We start from the raw sequence: 16,496 nt of genomic DNA, 5'->3' as shown, positions 1-16,496 counted from the left end.
AAAAATACCTTGTATTTTAGACATATCTAATTTTGCTTCTAAACCAGTTGTAAAATATCACCTAATAGTTTTCTCTTTAACCAATAAGTCAAAGTGAGCTGCCGCTATTACCATATCAGTTTTCTGGATATCATATGGGAAGTGGTCGCTATATTTTGACTCCTTATTGTTCATTATAGAAAAGTTTACTCCATATCGGTTAAGTTGGTTTTTAAGTTCCTTGACTTCACCCTTTTGTAAATCAATATTTTCCAACTGACCTTTCTTTACCATATCCTTAAGTTTACTTGAATTAGTTTTTCTTTTCTCACTAAGATAGTCTGCAAGTGGTTGGCTTTTTTCAGAGGCATCTTCTATAATTTTTTTAATTGCCTTAAAGATTGCTTTTGCTGAATACTCTGCAACCTTAATCTCAATATTTATAGCCTTATTATTAACTTCATCATTTACCATTTAGGCTACCTCCTTTCTGGGGGAAATAAAAAAGCGACCCAGACTTTTACATCTGAACCGCTAAAGTTTTAATTTCATAATTTTTTATTATTTCTAATTTTATTACTATTGTGATGTACTTGATAAAGAATGTGCAACTAAGGAATTTCTGTTCTTTCTTCATGGAGTTTAGGCTCTATTTCCCTAATTCGTTTTTCCAAATCAAATTGTTTTATTTCCTCGCAAGGATTAGGTTCCAATAATTCAATAGGTTTTAACTTAGGGTCAAGTAATGGTTCCAATAATTCAATTGGTTTTATCTTAGAATCTATTAATGGTTCTAATAATTCAATTGGTCTTACTCCTGCAGAATCTAATGATTCTTCTTGCTCATATGCTACATTTAATTCCTCATCAGGTTTTATTGCTATCACTGGTTTATCACCAACAATGAATACGATTAAAGACATCATCAGCAACAATATTGAAAGTTTCTTATCCATTAAAATCACCCTCCCTCTAAACTTTTAACATGCATAAGCTTAACTTATTATCCCACAACTAATGAACTTAAATCTACGAATACGCAGCTAATTATCATCTTAAATATAATTATACTAAATAATTGTCAACTATTAAAGAATCAAATCCTTGCCTCTCATGCACTGCTTACAACAATTAGATCCTAATTACTCTAAGCAATGCATGAATTATATTTGATTAAAGTTCCTGAAATCCTTGATTTTAAAGCATTTATTGCACCCATCACTATTATGACACGTTCCCCAGTCGCCATAACGACCATAATACGCCTTTGATTATTTGCCACCACTTCAACCGTTCTGTTTATCGCAATTCTTTGATAATATCTTGGAGTTTTACTGTTATCTGCAAAATAGTAAGGCTGTTTTATTATTTCTTGTGCCGTTTCATCTATACACTTAAACTTTGTGTATCTGCTCCAAAGTTCCTCTTGCGTTGGAAAATCATCCATGCTTAAATTTGTTTCTTTCCCTGTTAACATATCATGTTCAATAAACCCTTCTCCATTGCTTGAATATGCAAAAGGAATATCAAGTATTTTAGCATAATCAATAGCTTGTTGAATTCCATCTTCAATGGTGTGGTCACCGTCCTTGGCTTCAACAATGGCAATTGGAAAGTTATTGTGGTGGTGCAATAAATAGTCTGCCTTTTTACGAGTACCTCGCTTTGCGGTTTTTCCTTTTATAATAACTTTTCCGTCAGTAAAAAACTTTTCCATCCACATTTGGTTTTTGCTCCAACCTGCATTTTCAATAGCTGGAGTGATTATTCTATTTTTAACATCTTCTTCTGTTAATTTCGGCATATCTATTCTCCCCGCATAAATTATCTGATTTGTGCATCACAAAATGCATTTAATCTTTTATATATTCTATAACATCTCCAAAATTGCAATCTAATTCTTTGCATATCTTTTCTAAAACTTCAAGGCTGACCCGTTGGTTCTTGCCCATTTTGGCAAGGGTCCCTGGCCCCATGCCCACAGCATCACGCAATTCCACCTTTGACATCCCTTTATCTATTAGTAACTTCCATAACCCATTATAACTAATGGCCATAGGCACACCTCCTTGAAGTTATATTAATCCAAATATACTATATCATATTATGATTATAAAAGCAATATTTTAGATTCAACTTGTAATACTTAAAGTACAAAAAAGGATACAAAGCTAAATTTTCAGCTTTATATCCTTTTTGTACCACATATTAAGTTAATCTTCATTAATTAAAAACTCTATGCCTTGCCTATTTTTAGCATACATAGGTTTCTTGTTTGGCGTTGATTCAGAAAGTTTGTATTTACCCATATCCAATCTTTCAGAATACGAAACAGCCCCACACCTATTGCATTTAAGTTCTACTCTACCAATAACCTTACTATCGATAATCATCATAACCCGCTTACAATTTACACACTTAATAATACTATAACTACCTTCTCTAAGTTCAAGTTTCATCTTTCCATCATCCTTTATTTATCAATGTTTATTCAATGTATTTACTAATTTTCACTAGTATATATAGCTCTCCTCATTAATAATAGAAAAATCAGAAATAATTTATGTCCACCTAACTAAAAAACTGTAGTAATTTTATCTTATATTGTTTAAAAACGTAACAATTTCAACATAAAAAAATTTTCTTAATCTTTTTTCCTCACGAGCGACACACAGCACTCAACGTGTGTCATCACTACTATGGGAATATGATTTGTTTACATGGTTACTAGCATAGAAAGACAATTCAGCAGAGTCTTTCCCTATAGTTTTTTTCTTTACATTTTTTCTAGGAGATTTAAAGTCTTTTCCATTTAATCCATCTTTAAAGCCAGTCTTATATACAAAGGTAAGCTTATATGGGTCTATCTTGCCATCCTCATCTATCTCCCCCACAATAACTTTTTCTACTATACTTTCAAATACATACCTATCAAAGTCTTTTAGGACTTCCTTTCTTTCCAGTATGGATTTAAAGTTCTTCATCCTACTCTTTATTTCATTATTATTTTTTAAGTTAAATTCCAGAGCTTCTTTTTCTTTGCTTTTCTCTGAATATTTATTCTGTAGAGATACATATTTCTGTTCATATAGCTCACTATCTATTTTTTCTTCTAATCTTAAGTCAACTAAAGAATTTTGTTTGTTTGAAATTTTAGCTATTTCTCTTTCTAATTTCTTAATACTTTTTTCTAGTGTATTATCATTTAAGGTTGATTCTATTAATTCTAAGAACTTATTTACAATATCCTTATTGTTTGAAGTAAGCTGCCTATAGCTCTCTAGAAAAGCCTTCTCTATTGCTATTTCCTCTATACCTTTGCTATTGGGACAATATTTCTTACCTTTTTTAGTTCCGGTTACACATTGCCAGATGACCTTATTATATTGTGAGTTACTGTGCCATGTTCTTCTGGACAAATTTGAACCGCAGAATCCACATTCCAGTAGGCAAGAAAAAGCATATTTTCTACTAAACTTTTCCCTCTTTCCATCTTTTGATTTGACGGTATTTCTATTCTTGGCTCTCTTAAGTCTAATTACCTGGGCTTTATCAAAATCATCTTCACTTATAATTGGCTCATGATGTTCCTTTATATAAAATTTGTCTTCTTCACCAAAATTATCTAGTCTTCTTTTAGTAATAGGGTCTACTGTAAAAGTTTTTCCCATCAGAAGATCCCCTTTATATTTTTCATTCTTTATAATTCCCAGTACAGTGGTCGCTGACCACTCACTAGAGCCTCTAGGAGATCTGTAGCCAAGGTTTTCTAATTCTCTGCATATTACACTTCCCCCTGCCCCTTCTAAGTATCTCCTGAAGATATATTTTACTATTTCAGCCTCATCTTCATTTATGGATATGGTTTTACTTTCCTTATCATAATCATAGCCTAAACATCCATGAAAACCAACCAGCTCTCCTCTTTGCATTTTCATCTTCAAACCTTTTTTTACATTAGCCGAAATATTTTCAACTTCCTGCTGGGCAACAGAGCTAAGTATAACCAGAAGTAGTTCACCATCCATGGTTAAGGTATTGATGTTTTCTTCTTCAAAGAATACTGCTACATTGATTTCTTTTAGATGTCTTACATACTTTAAAGTGTCCAAGGTATTTCTAGCAAATCTAGATATAGATTTTGTAATTACCATGTCTATATCTCCATTCATACAATCATTTATAAGTCTTTGAAAATCAAGTCTTTTATCTATTTGAGTGCCAGTAATAGCTTCATCAGCATAGACTCCAGCCATGGTCCAGTCAGAATTTTCATTGATCAATTCTGTATAATATTTGACCTGGGAATGATAACTTTGAAGCTGATCTTCACTATCGGTACTTACTCTACAATAAGCTGCTACTCTTTTTAAATTTATCTCTGCACCATTTCTTCCGACACCTAAAATACCTTCACCTTTAATAACTTCAACCTTCTTCATAATCTCACCTCACTTTTGTATTTCTCTATACAATCCTATTTTACCGCGACTAGTTAAATTTAGCAGGTCAAATCTGAAGAGATCTTATATTTTTCCATAAGAAGTTTTTTAATCTTAAAATATTCTTGTTTATTTATTAGCTTTTCACTTAATAATTGCCTGAGCATAGCAAGCTGGATGCTATATTCTAATATGCCATTCATCTATTCTTCCTCCTTTAAAACTGCCACCAAGACTTTCTTTGTTTTCATAGGTTTACTTAAGTCCTCCTATATATAACAGTGAAAATATGACCATCTTGATTCGCTATTTTAAAAAGTTTTTGAAAAGATTAAATAAAAAATGGGCACAGAGAAAGCGGCTAATCTACGCTGACATTTTCTCCATAGTGCGGTAATATTGATATATAAATCAAATACTTAGCTTAATGTCTGCTTTTAAAATAACTTTAATAGCAAGCACAGTAAGTGTACGGACACTTACGAGAAAATTGATGAAGCGGACCTTTTTAGGCTCGCTTCTTTTTATTCAATTTTCTACTTGTTCCTATCGGAATGATTTAGGGGTCACCCCTAATACCCTGTTATAAATATAAAAGAAAAGGAGGATTCATATGGCAAATAGATTTAGGAATGAACGTCTTGAAATTAAGTTGACAACAGAAGAAAAAGAACTTTTTAAGAAGAAACTTACAATGAGTAAATCAAAATCAATGGGACATTTTATTAGAAAATGTGTGCTTGAAGCCCCTATATTTGTAATTGATATGAATGTCTTTAGAAGGCTACAAACTCTTATAGGAAAGAATTCAAATAACATCAATCAAATTGCAAAGAGAGTTAATAGTACAGGCATAATATATAGAGAAGATATAGAAGATCTTAAAAAGGAGAATGATGATATATCGAAGGAGATAATAAGAATCCAAAATATTTTATCTAGAAAATATATTAATAAGTTTATGTAAACAACTGAGTATAATTAAAAATCTTCTTCAAATATTCTCCAAAAATAGATGAAACTGATATATACAATAATTACAAAAAAACTTTAATAGATAACTAATAAATATGGGTCTTGTTGATAATTAAAAACCAAATTATCCACAAGACCTACATTTCTACTACTCGATTGTATATTCCAAAATATTAACCATAAAATCTTTATAGCTTAAATTTTTTGTGCACTAATCTACATAATTCTAAAACTTAAGCATATATATTTATTCTTCAAAATTAAATAGAAAAAATTTTAAAATTTATTAAAACTCATTAAGAGAATGGGTAGAAGACAAGATTTTTTGCCTATCACATATAACTATAAAACTACTTGTTCCTCTATAAATTCTTCAAAGCTATCTATATCGTCAAAGGCTACTTCATTGCCTAGAGCCTCAAAGTGTTTCCTTCCACATTTAATTTTAGCACTTTCCAATGGTCTTAGAGCATCAAACATAATATCAGCCTTGGTTTCCAATACAAAGTAGAGCTTATCCTTGCCGTCTATTTCAATAAGCACTACCCAGTCAGGGTTATAAGTACCTAATGGGGTTGCAATAGTAAACCAGTTAGGCAACTTTGCGTAGAGCTTAATGTTTTTATTGTTCTCAAAACTGGTAGCAAAGCTTTCTTCGTTAGCACTATCATAGACTACATACTCATATACAGACTTCTTGCTTTCTATCATATTCTTGGATAAGTAGCCTGTAAGCTCCTCTGTTTCAAAGAGTTCTTGAGCATAATACTCGTCGTCACCTATCTTGGTGTATTTAATACCATCAACTATCATATGCCTCATTTTAGCTGATATTATCTGGACTACCTGCTCCATATACCTTTGAGGATTTTTCTTGAACAAGTCAATAGTCTTGCTTTTTAATAGTATCTCCACAATAGTTTTCCTTGTTAGATTAGTTTCATTCTGCAAATAGGCAATAATATCCGGTATATTTTCCTGTAGGTTATTCAATCCTACTGCATATCTATCTGATTCCTCAGCTACTACACCACCAGCACTTATATCAAGCCCAGCTTTGGTATATATAAGCTTTGCAGAGCTTACAGATAGGCTGGTCTGCATTTCTTTGCAACATTCGTCTATTAGCTTTTCGCTGTCAAAGTCTACAGAATAGGTGGTCTTGTACTTAATCCTATCCCATAAATCCTTGAACTCAGGGTCAAGGTAAACCTGTTTATTCAGCTTGATGCTCTTTTTATCGCTATTATTCTTAATATTAAGAGTACTACAAACTTTTCTTGCAAGAGCTGTAATCTCTACTTTTACAGGTTCAAATTCTTCAGATATCTTTATGTCATTATTCTTTATGGCAATCTTTAGCTCATCTTGTACCTTTCCTGCCTCATCAATATATCCATTGTCTAAGAACTGTTTATAGATAGCTTCTGAAGCCTTTTGTCCTAAGTATTTCTCACTTCCATCATCCTGCTTTACTGGGATGTTGGCGAATAAATGACTTTCCACTATACCAAACTTGATACCTGTTTCAGTTTCGTATTCTTTTTGTAGGGCCTCAGCAAAGTCCTCGTAGCTTTCGTTAGCCATCACTGTTAGGGTATTTATTGAAAAGCCATGTTGACGTTCACCGTCTTGATTCACGGCAAGGCGTAGCCCACGCCCAATCTCTTGACGCTTTTTTACCTCACTCTTAGTTTCATTAAGAGTACATATCTGGAACACATTAGGGTTATCCCAACCCTCACGAAGTGCTGAGTGGGAGAAGATAAACCTAAGCTTAGTATCAAAGGATAGTAAGCGTTCCTTGTCTTTCATAATCAAGTTGTAGGCATCCTCGTCAGCCAGTGTCTTCCCACTGGTATCCTTTAAAACACCTTTTCTATCAGCTGAAAAATACCCATTATGGACCTCTTCAGCAGCAGTATCTAAATCAATATCCTTAAATAGGGTATTATACTTAGGCTTTTTAATAAGATCAGTATAATGTTTCTCAAATAGTTCTGCATAGATACCCTTTTGAGGATTGCCATCCTCATCATAATAGCGATAGTTAGCAACACGGTCTATAAAGAAAAGACTTAATACCTTAATCCCTTGCTTATTTAATACCAGTTCCTTATTTAAGTGTTCCTCTATTGTTTTCCTTATCTGTTGCTCCTTTATAGCTAAATCATCTACATCACCAACTGGCTTTCCTATGCGTAAAATATCTGATTTGCTTGTAAAATCAACATATTCATTTCCTTCTTCACAATAAATCTCATTGACAATATATCCTTCGTAGACATCACGACCTTTAGACTTGTCATAAAGATCATCGCCTTGTCTTACTACCACTGGTTTACGCTTAACTACGCCTTTATTATCTTTAACATCTAGCTCTATTCTTGCTGTTATAGGGGACTTCTTATTGTTTACGGATAAAAGCTTCAAGTATGCCTTATTGTGGTAGTCCTTGGTTTCAAAGCCTGCTACCTCAATCTGCTTAACAAGTTCTAAATTATAAGAGTCTACTGCATCCAGCTTATAGACAAGATTATGCTTCTCTACATGGGTAGCAGAATATCTTAAAGTACATAAAGGGTTTAGTGACTTAATGGCTTCCTTAGACTTAGGAGTAGTATCTACCGATTGTGGTTCGTCTATAATAACAAAGGGTCTTGTTTCCTGTATAAGTTCAATGGGCTTCATACCGTTTAATCTATCATTAGGTCTATGAATGATATTGGCTTTATTTTCTTTAGTTGGGTCAGTGAAACTCCTTCTAAAAGCGTCTATATTGATAACCATAATCTCTATATTATCGCTTACTGCAAAGCTTCTGACCTGCTCCAGCTTACCACTATCATAGACAAAATAGTTATATATTGTATTATCAAATAAATCATTAAAATGGTCTTTTGTAATCTGCAAAGACTTGTAAACACCTTCTTTAATGGCAATGCTAGGAACAACAATAATAAACTTGGAGAATCCATAGTTTTTATGTAGCTCAAGTATTGTACGCAGATAGACATAAGTCTTACCTGTACCCGTCTCCATATCTATATCAAAGTCATACTTTCCAGCCTTTAGGCTCTTTGTTTGTGGCAGGCCATTCCTAAGCTGAATGTCTTGTAGGTTTTTTAGTATTTCTTCTTCATCAAGTTCAAGCCTGTTACCAATGCCATTGGTACTATCATACAAGCCTATTTGTCCACTATAGGGTGCTACTGTAAAATTTGTCTGCATAGGGGTTTGACCTCTAAACAAATCAACAATGGAGGCTATGGCTTGGTGCTGATATTCTAAATTTTTATCAAATTGTAGTTTCATTTAGTCCATACCTCCCTATATTGTGATAAATTCTTCAATTCCGCCAGCTTTAAGTATCTCCTTGATATTGGTCTTGTTGCTGTCTGTCTTAAACCCATTATCCTTAAATACAACTCTGGTGCTTTCAGGTGATAGTTCCTTTGCTTTTGCTAAAATCCCCCTAGCAACTTCTGTTGTAATCTCGTCATCAAGACAAATCATAAGCATACCAAAGCCAATAGAATAAACTTTCTTCTGTGCAAGAGTAAATTCATTAACTGGATAGGTTAGGTCAAGACCGTATTTAAGCATTATCTCATAGACTACATCCAGCTCTGTCCTACCTTCCATATAGTTATCTACATAATCCAATAAAGATTGCTCTAAGTTATCGTAGTCTGGTTGCCATTTACGGATATTGGAAGTGTCAAGTTTTAACACCTTAAAGCCAATATCAAGGTTTTCTATATTCTCTTTATCTTTGTTTTCTTCTTTGATTTTTTCACCTGCACGACGAATACGCTCCTTGCCTATCTCACAGATATTCATATAACCAGCTTTATAAGCTTCGTCTTTTTCTTCTGTTGGTTCTGGAAGTTGGACCATAATAAACTTACGGTTGCCGCCGTCTTCAGCGTTAAGTTGCATTACGGCGTGAGCTGTGGTGGAGGAGCCGGAGAAGAAATCAAGGACTATAGCATCTTTATCAAAGTATGTTATTGTATTTATTAAAAACTTGATAAGCGAAAGGGGTTTTGGATAACTCATAATACCTTCCTGACCGAAAAGTTCTATAGCTTCCTTATATGCGTCTTCATTAGTACCAACGTTTATCTTGCTATCAATCAATGTAGACGGCCTTTTTATTTTTTCACTTTGGTCTGAACGCAGGACATTAAACCCAAATTTACTAGATAAATTAGCAATAGTGCCATTCATTAATTCCTCATCCAATTTAGTTTGTGTCCAAACAAATGGTCCATCAACTACTATTTCTGAGTTTACCATCCCATTTGACACGATGATATCTTTCTTAAATATTAATGCTGATGTTCCTTCTCCATATTTATCAGCTTCATATACTCCATCACTCAATGTTGTCTTTACAACATTTTTAGGGAATGTGAGCTGTTTCACTGAGTTTGTTCTTTTGGCCAATGGTTGTTGTTTATCACTATAAGCATCTTCTCCATATAACTCAATACTTTCAATAAATTTAGAATAACAAAGAATATATTCTGTCATACTTCTTGTTGTTTTCGATAAATGACTTCCTTTTTTCTTTTTTATCCAAACAAATTGTGCAATAAAATTATCTTCCCCAAACACCTCATTACAAATCTTCTTTAGGTTATCAACTTCATTATCGTCAATACTAATAAAAATAACTCCATCATCTGTAAGCAAATTCCTTGCAAGCCTTAGTCTTGGATACATCATATTCAGCCAATCCGTATGATAGCGACCACTTGCTTCTGTATTTGTACTTACTCTATTGCCTTCACTGTCGACTTGTCCAGTGATTTTCTTATAGTTCTCAAGACTATCATGAAAATCATCCTTGTAAACAAAGTCTTTTCCAGTGTTGTAGGGCGGGTCGCAATATATCATTTTAACCTTGCTATGGTAGCTCTTTTGTAAAAGCTTAAGCACCTCAAGGTTATCTCCTTCTATGTAAAGGTTCTGGGTCGTTTCCCAGTCCTTACTTTCCTCTTTACATGGTCTAAGAGTTCCTAGTGAAGGGGTTTGGGATAAACGCAAGGCTCGTCCTTTACCATTCCAAGTAAAGTTATAACGCTCCTTGCCATCTTCTACATAGTCACCTAGTACCTGCTGTAGTTTTTCAAAGTCAACCTTGTCCTCAGTAAATACGTCAGGGAATATTTGTCTTAACTTCTGAATGTTCTCCTCTGCTATATCAGGGGTCTTACCGTCTAAACTTGTTATCTTCATACTCTATCTCCTCCAAGCAATTTATTTTTGTTCTGCTCCAATCTTTTTATTTCAATATTTAGTTCCATCTTGCGGTTAAACTGGCTTTCTTTTTTCAGCCTAGCTCGTAAGCTAGTTATTTCTTGTTCTATGTCCTCTATTTTAGCTGAGAGTTCTCTTGCCTCTGCACCTGTTATATTATCATCCGTCGGTATAATAGTTGATAGGTTATAAATACTGATAGTATCAACAATATCACTATAAAGTGCATAGAAGTTTGTAAACCTCATTTGCTTTATATCAAGCTTAGCGAATAAAGCACTATCACTCTCTAGCCAGTCAGTGGATATAAACTCCTCAATAGTGTTTCTACTACTGTCACTTTGGCTTACCCTTTGGTGGGCTACATATAGTTGTTTCTCATCTTCCCACTTAAAAACAAGTAGCATGGGGTAGGGGATAGTCCTCATAATGATTTCTGCAATTCTTTTAAGCTTATAATCTTTATGCACAAGGACTTCTATCACTTCAATCTCAGGATAATCTCGGACTTCATCCTTATAGGCTGGTATATTTATAGTTTCAGGTTTAAGGCAGTAGATCCAAGTTATCTTGCTTATAGTATCTGTAAATAAGGATTTATCACTGGTAGACAAATCAGCATTTTCATAAAATAGCTTTTTGTAAATAGTGTTACCAATAAAGCAGCTATCAGGTATATTAAGAAAATCGTAAGTATCCATAGCTTCACCCCTTAACTTTTCAAGACTAAGAATGTGATTAGTTCAAAGTCCTCTATTCCGTCAAATAGACTTCTCTGCATTGTAGTACCACCTTTAGAGAAAAGACTGGCTACTCCAATGTCTTGCTTCTTACCTATTAGGTTTTCAATGGAAGCTTCCAATAAGTCCGAATAATGCTTCATATTTCGACCATCATTGGTTTCTTTGTTAAATTCCTCTACCAGTTCTTTTAACACGTCGTCTTTACCTGAGCATAGCTTTTTATAGTAGTCTAATATCTTCTTGGCATGAAGGAAGGATAGCTGTACCTCTCCGTCATCTGTGATATAGACCATATAGTAAGGAAATAGGGGGTTCTGCTCTTTGCTTTGCTCCTTACCCTTAACCTGTCTTAGAGTAAAAATCACTCCCGGCTTTACTATATCACTAATGCTCTCGTCTATTTTAGCAACAGCATACATTCCATTTGGTGCCTCGTCTAAAAGCTTTCGATTGGTTTTCATATATTCCATAAGTTCAATCTTAAAGTCGTTAAAAGTCAGGTCTGTAATGGATATAGCTCCTGATATATCTTCTAGGTCTACAACTTCATTCTGTAGCTTTTTTAGTTGCTTCTTACGGTATTCAAGGTCCTTCATTTCCTTACTTGGATTGTTTTCTATAACATTTTCTTCACCTGTGGCTGATATGTCCAATAAAACCATTCTGCCCTTAACACGCTGTTGTAGGTTTATATACTCGTCTAAGTCCTTAGTTGGCCAGAAGTTTACTAGCTTAATGTAATCGTTCTGAGAGCCTATACGGTCAATACGTCCAAACCTTTGGATAATCCTAACTGGGTTCCAGTGTATATCGTAATTTACAAGATAATCGCAGTCTTGCAAGTTCTGGCCTTCAGAAATACAGTCAGTTGCAATAAGAATATCAATATATTCATTAACCTCTGGATATACCTTAGAACACTCCTTGGAAATAGGGGAAAATAGAGTCAGCACCGTATTTATGTCTGTCATTTTAACCGTCCTTCTTAGCTCCTTTGGTATAAGCAAGGTTGAATGGTTATCTCCACTTCCTGTTACGATAGCAGAGTAAATACCCCTATTGGCAAATTTCTCGGATAAATGCTTATATAAGTATTTGGCCGTATCTGCAAAGGCTGTGAATATAACTACCTTTCTATTGTCATGGTTTATAGGGTTCTTAATTTTATTTTCTATTAAGGTTCTAAGCTCTATAAGCTTGGCATCTCTATCAGGTGTTACATTTATGGCTTCTAATAGAATAGTTTCTAGCTTGTCCTTGTCAGATAAAAGGTCTTGCTTCCACTTAATAAGGTCCATATCCTGCAGTAAAACCTTAACATTATTGCCAAACATAAGGTTATCATATTCCGGGTCATCTATATCTATATCACTAATATCCATCTCAGCATCATAATCCAGCCGACTTTGCTCTATGGCCTCAAGTGTCTTATCTATCTTATAAAGAATATTCTCAACAGTTAAAGCAAAAGAATTGATAGAGCTTTCCATTCTTTTCAATATTCCAACACGCATTAGACCGACTAAGCTTTGCTCCCTATCAGTCTGTCTAAAGACACTATTATTTGTGCCCACTGTCATATCATACTTTTTCTCGTAAGCCACTCTTTTTTCAGGGAGTACATATCCTAAAGGCGAGTAGACACACAGGGTAAGCTTTTTAATTAGTCTATTGATTTCTTCTATAGGCGGAAACTCATTCTCAGTATCTATAATAGGATACCTGTTCTCAGGGGTTAGTCTTGTGGGGAACTTACCTATTTCTTCTAAGTTATAATACTTCTCTATATGCTTTCTGGAACGGGCAATAGTTACGGTATCCAAAAGCTTAAAGTAGTCTAAATCCATCATATTCACAAAGGATTCTGTTGTTCTTTCAGGGTCAGGAAGTTCAGACCACCTATTAAATACGGTTTGTGCTTTTCTGAGGATAAGTTCTAAATTATCTAGTCCAACACTGACAAAGGCATCATTCTTACCCTCTGTTATAAAGGCTATCTGGTTCTTAATATCGTTCATTTTATTGTTTACAGGCGTTGCAGAAAGCATTAAGACTTTGGTCTTAACGCCAGCCTTTATAATATCATTCATAAATCGTTCATAGCGAGTTATACGTCCTTTGACTGGTGGATTGTTTCTAAAGTTATGGCTTTCATCTATTACAACAAGGTCATAGTTAGACCAATTAAGGGTGGCAAGGTTAATTTCTCCAGAGTAGCCACTTGTACGACTAAGGTCAGTATGATTTAGAACATCGTAATTGAATCTATCACCAGAGAAGATATTACGCTTATCGTTCATGGTGTATACAGTCCAGTTTTCACGAAGCTTCTTGGGTACGATAACTAGAACCCTATCATTTCTTAATTCATAATATTTAATAACTGCTAGAGCAGTAAATGTTTTACCTAGTCCAACACTGTCAGCTATGATACATCCATTGTACTTCTCAATTTTATCTATGGCCCCCATAACACCGTCTTTCTGAAACTTATAAAGCTTGTTCCAGACTAGGGTCTCTTTAAAGCCTGTACGACTTTTAACAATATTGTCTTCGGTCAGTTCGTCAAGGTAATTGTTGAATATATTGTAGAGAGTAACAAAGTAGATAAACTCAGGGGTATTCTCTTTATAAAGGATACGCATTTGCTCAAGAACCTTGTCTTTTACATCTTGAACAGCAGTGCCATCCTCCCAAAGCTCATTAAATGTTTGCAGGAAGCTTATAGTATAGTCTTTGCCGTACAAACACATATTGCTGTCTAATCTATTGGAAGGAGTGATACCTAGCCCATCAGAAGTAAAGTCTACTGTTCCATTTATTGAGACATTATCTTCAGGGTTCTCTATGTAAACCAGCCTTGGTTGAGCTGGGTTTGCTTGCCTTAAGGATTTGATTTCTGCTTTCTTTTCAAGCCACTGGGCACATTCCTTGGCTATGGCCGCCTGCTTCATTTCATTTCTAAGCTTTATTTCAAATTCGTTCCCTGACATCTTTTTCTCAGGATTACGCTCTATGTAATACTCCCGGATAAGCTCTTGGTCCTTATGTACAAAGGTAGGCTCTGTAAAAATGAACCTCATATTATCAATTTTACTGAGTTCCTTTTTGAGCTCTGCATAGGCATAGATTGTAAAGTAAGCTGATATAACAGATAGCTTTGAACCCTTATTTAGTTCCTCTTTTAACTCATCTACAACCCTATGTTTCTTATTATCCAAAACCTTAGGTGGCTTCATATAATCAACCCTCCGACCCTATTTTATCTATCCCACTATTATCTGGCTTTTTCTTAGTCTTTCGTCTGTCTGCAGGTTTCTTTGCGTCCTTAGGGATAACCCATACATCACTAAGCTTAAACGCTCCTTCAATCCTGCCTTCCTCACAAAGTATCTGAACTCTCCGTCTTGATATATTCCATTTCTCAGCTACTTCCTTCGCCGATAAATATCCCACGTTAAACACCTCCAATTAAAGAAGTCTGTTAATTAATTATATTCCACTGTACGAATGATATCAAGTATAATGATTTACTTTATAACTACCTCAAAACAAAAGTCCTGTCATAACATTCTTACTCCATTCTAACCTAATACGGTAAACCACCGTTTCAGCTTATATTCCACTTTAAAAGAAGTACTTTCCCCTTTTTACCCCTAATATAAATATAACTCTATCAATCTAACTAATCTCTATATAGTTAGGTTGTCTTTTTGACAAGTCTAGACTTTTCTTTTTTGCTATTCTAGAATTATCAAAATCACCATTCTTGACTTGTCCTTTTGACAAGTCTGAAAGCATAAACGCAAAAATCAGCAAGTTTTTTATCCTTGCTGATTCTTAACTGTCCTTATTTTCTTGTATCTCCACTAACTAGGTCAACCACCACCGAAACATAAAAAAACTTTTTAAGCACCTTTTTCTTAAAATTATGCTCATCTTCTTCAAAAGCAAAATAGTCGTGAAAGAACTTAAATCTAAGGATTTCTACATAATTTCTCTTTGTAGTAACGCTATGGTCTCTATATGCCTTGTTGCTGCAATTCTGATGACCATCGAGCCTGGTACCCCCTTGGCGTCAGGGTATATTTCAAAAATGTTATATATTCTTGCCAGAAGCAAAACTTTTATTGTATACATTAATTTTTAATTGTTTTACAAATTATTATATATTACATTTCTATCTCATACATTAGCATCTTTGTTATATCACTTTTTTCATAAATAGCTCAAGTTATTTATAAAACGGTAATATATCTGTTTTTACATTGTTTTTGCATACTATTGCTACACTATGTCTTGCCCTAGTTACTGCAACATAAAACTTGCATTTTATCTCAAAATTATCTAATTCTTTATTATTAAACAACCAATTTTCTATCTTTGCTGTCGGGTAAATTAATACATGATCAAATGTCCCCCCTTTTGATTCCCCAAAGTTCTTGGCTTTATAATTGGGATTTACATTCTTAGATCTGGAATACCTTAGTTGAATTGGCTTATATTCCTCTAGATACATCATAATATCTTTCTCTCTTACAAGAAAAACTCCATTATGTTGATTAGTTTCTGTTTGCAAAGATTTGAATTTTGGATAATCTGGAAATATACTATTAGCAAAATCACATATAACCTGATTATTGCGCCAACTTCCTCTGAGAGTTTCACTATCAATGTCACAAGCTAAACTCTTACATTCATTTATAATAAAATCCTCAATTTTACCATTTGCGTACTTTCTGTATTTCTGTGCAAAATGTGTATGATATGTTACTTGTCTAGGATCTCCTGCCATTTTAATTACAGAATCTGTTTTAAACAGTAGTTTTATGAATTCTAAATCGTATCCTGCCATATCTTGAATTTCATCGATGAATATATATTTGAATAATGCTGATATCCTATCTATAACACAGCCATCACTTGCTTTATTACATCTAACCACAAATTTAGAAAGTTTATCGGAATAAATTTTATAATCCTTACTGAAATAATATTTATCTATATCCTTTTCTCCATAATATGAAATGAATTTTCCTCTTCTACTCTTTATGCCTGATTTTTCATTTACTAACAACAATCCTCTTAT

14 protein-coding genes are annotated in these 16,496 nt (G+C 34.0%); 1 reads left to right on the top strand and 13 read right to left on the bottom strand.

The genetic code is table 11. The annotated features are described in order from the left end of the window. Positions 1-57: 57 nt before the first annotated feature. From H8707_RS05710 to H8707_RS05680, 7 genes are all read right to left on the bottom strand, one after another. Positions 58-453, bottom strand: coding sequence for a PcfB family protein (locus H8707_RS05710; RefSeq protein WP_262429167.1), 396 nt, complete (start codon positions 451-453; stop codon positions 58-60). Positions 454-590: 137 nt separating this feature from the next. Continuing rightward, positions 591-935 (bottom strand): hypothetical protein, encoded by a 345-nt coding sequence (locus tag H8707_RS05705; RefSeq protein ID WP_262429166.1) that lies wholly within the window; start codon positions 933-935, stop codon positions 591-593. Between the two features lie 191 nt (positions 936-1,126). Next, positions 1,127-1,783, bottom strand: a complete 657-nt coding sequence (locus tag H8707_RS05700) for a type I restriction enzyme HsdR N-terminal domain-containing protein (protein ID WP_262429165.1) — start codon at positions 1,781-1,783, stop codon at positions 1,127-1,129. 49 nt (positions 1,784-1,832) lie between these two features. Continuing rightward, entirely contained in the window at positions 1,833-2,036 is a 204-nt protein-coding gene (locus H8707_RS05695; protein WP_262429164.1) for a helix-turn-helix domain-containing protein, read from the bottom strand. A gap of 156 nt (positions 2,037-2,192) precedes the next feature. After that, positions 2,193-2,438, bottom strand: a complete 246-nt coding sequence (locus tag H8707_RS05690) for a hypothetical protein (RefSeq protein WP_262429163.1) — start codon at positions 2,436-2,438, stop codon at positions 2,193-2,195. Positions 2,439-2,657: 219 nt separating this feature from the next. Then, positions 2,658-4,424: a recombinase family protein gene (locus H8707_RS05685; RefSeq protein ID WP_262429406.1), complete on the bottom strand. Its 1,767-nt coding sequence runs from the start codon at positions 4,422-4,424 to the stop codon at positions 2,658-2,660. Between the two features lie 56 nt (positions 4,425-4,480). Beyond that, positions 4,481-4,624 (bottom strand): SHOCT domain-containing protein, encoded by a 144-nt coding sequence (locus H8707_RS05680; protein WP_159036399.1) that lies wholly within the window; start codon positions 4,622-4,624, stop codon positions 4,481-4,483. A gap of 410 nt (positions 4,625-5,034) precedes the next feature. Between H8707_RS05680 and H8707_RS05675 the strand changes: the two genes are divergently transcribed. Continuing rightward, positions 5,035-5,388, top strand: coding sequence for a MobC family plasmid mobilization relaxosome protein (locus H8707_RS05675; RefSeq protein WP_262429162.1), 354 nt, complete (start codon positions 5,035-5,037; stop codon positions 5,386-5,388). A gap of 350 nt (positions 5,389-5,738) precedes the next feature. Here H8707_RS05675 and H8707_RS05670 read toward each other — a convergent pair whose 3' ends face one another. The 6 genes from H8707_RS05670 to H8707_RS05645 all read right to left on the bottom strand — a co-directional run bounded on the left by H8707_RS05670 (position 5,739) and on the right by H8707_RS05645 (position 16,487). Further along, complete coding sequence (locus tag H8707_RS05670; protein WP_262429161.1) at positions 5,739-8,711, bottom strand: type III restriction-modification system endonuclease; 2,973 nt, start codon at positions 8,709-8,711, stop codon at positions 5,739-5,741. A gap of 15 nt (positions 8,712-8,726) precedes the next feature. Continuing rightward, complete coding sequence (locus H8707_RS05665; protein WP_262429160.1) at positions 8,727-10,643, bottom strand: site-specific DNA-methyltransferase; 1,917 nt, start codon at positions 10,641-10,643, stop codon at positions 8,727-8,729. Next, positions 10,640-11,365, bottom strand: a complete 726-nt coding sequence (locus H8707_RS05660; RefSeq protein WP_262429159.1) for a DUF4391 domain-containing protein — start codon at positions 11,363-11,365, stop codon at positions 10,640-10,642. The genes H8707_RS05665 and H8707_RS05660 overlap by 4 nt, the downstream gene beginning before the upstream one ends. 11 nt (positions 11,366-11,376) lie before the next feature. Next, on the bottom strand, positions 11,377-14,646 hold the full coding sequence (locus tag H8707_RS05655; RefSeq protein WP_262429158.1) for a helicase-related protein: 3,270 nt from the start codon (positions 14,644-14,646) through the stop codon (positions 11,377-11,379). Between the two features lie 4 nt (positions 14,647-14,650). Next, positions 14,651-14,863, bottom strand: coding sequence for a helix-turn-helix domain-containing protein (locus tag H8707_RS05650; RefSeq protein WP_262429157.1), 213 nt, complete (start codon positions 14,861-14,863; stop codon positions 14,651-14,653). 778 nt (positions 14,864-15,641) lie between these two features. Beyond that, positions 15,642-16,487: a UvrD-helicase domain-containing protein gene (locus H8707_RS05645; RefSeq protein ID WP_262429156.1), complete on the bottom strand. Its 846-nt coding sequence runs from the start codon at positions 16,485-16,487 to the stop codon at positions 15,642-15,644. Between the last annotated feature and the right edge of the window lie 9 nt (positions 16,488-16,496).

Origin of the sequence: Paratissierella segnis, assembly GCF_014385195.1 — a bacterium.
GTDB lineage: Bacteria > Bacillota > Clostridia > Tissierellales > Tissierellaceae > Paratissierella > Paratissierella segnis.
This window is presented reverse-complemented; position numbering and strand designations above follow the sequence as displayed.

Coding starts and splice junctions, on each gene's coding strand:
- H8707_RS05690 (WP_262429163.1), bottom strand. CDS start 2,438: ATGAAACTTGAACTTAGAGAAGGTAGTTATAGTATTATTAAGTGTGTA.
- H8707_RS05695 (WP_262429164.1), bottom strand. CDS start 2,036: ATGGCCATTAGTTATAATGGGTTATGGAAGTTACTAATAGATAAAGGG.
- H8707_RS05700 (WP_262429165.1), bottom strand. CDS start 1,783: ATGCCGAAATTAACAGAAGAAGATGTTAAAAATAGAATAATCACTCCA.
- H8707_RS05680 (WP_159036399.1), bottom strand. CDS start 4,624: ATGAATGGCATATTAGAATATAGCATCCAGCTTGCTATGCTCAGGCAA.
- H8707_RS05660 (WP_262429159.1), bottom strand. CDS start 11,365: ATGGATACTTACGATTTTCTTAATATACCTGATAGCTGCTTTATTGGT.
- H8707_RS05710 (WP_262429167.1), bottom strand. CDS start 453: ATGGTAAATGATGAAGTTAATAATAAGGCTATAAATATTGAGATTAAG.
- H8707_RS05670 (WP_262429161.1), bottom strand. CDS start 8,711: ATGAAACTACAATTTGATAAAAATTTAGAATATCAGCACCAAGCCATA.
- H8707_RS05705 (WP_262429166.1), bottom strand. CDS start 935: ATGGATAAGAAACTTTCAATATTGTTGCTGATGATGTCTTTAATCGTA.
- H8707_RS05655 (WP_262429158.1), bottom strand. CDS start 14,646: ATGAAGCCACCTAAGGTTTTGGATAATAAGAAACATAGGGTTGTAGAT.
- H8707_RS05665 (WP_262429160.1), bottom strand. CDS start 10,643: ATGAAGATAACAAGTTTAGACGGTAAGACCCCTGATATAGCAGAGGAG.
- H8707_RS05675 (WP_262429162.1), top strand. CDS start 5,035: ATGGCAAATAGATTTAGGAATGAACGTCTTGAAATTAAGTTGACAACA.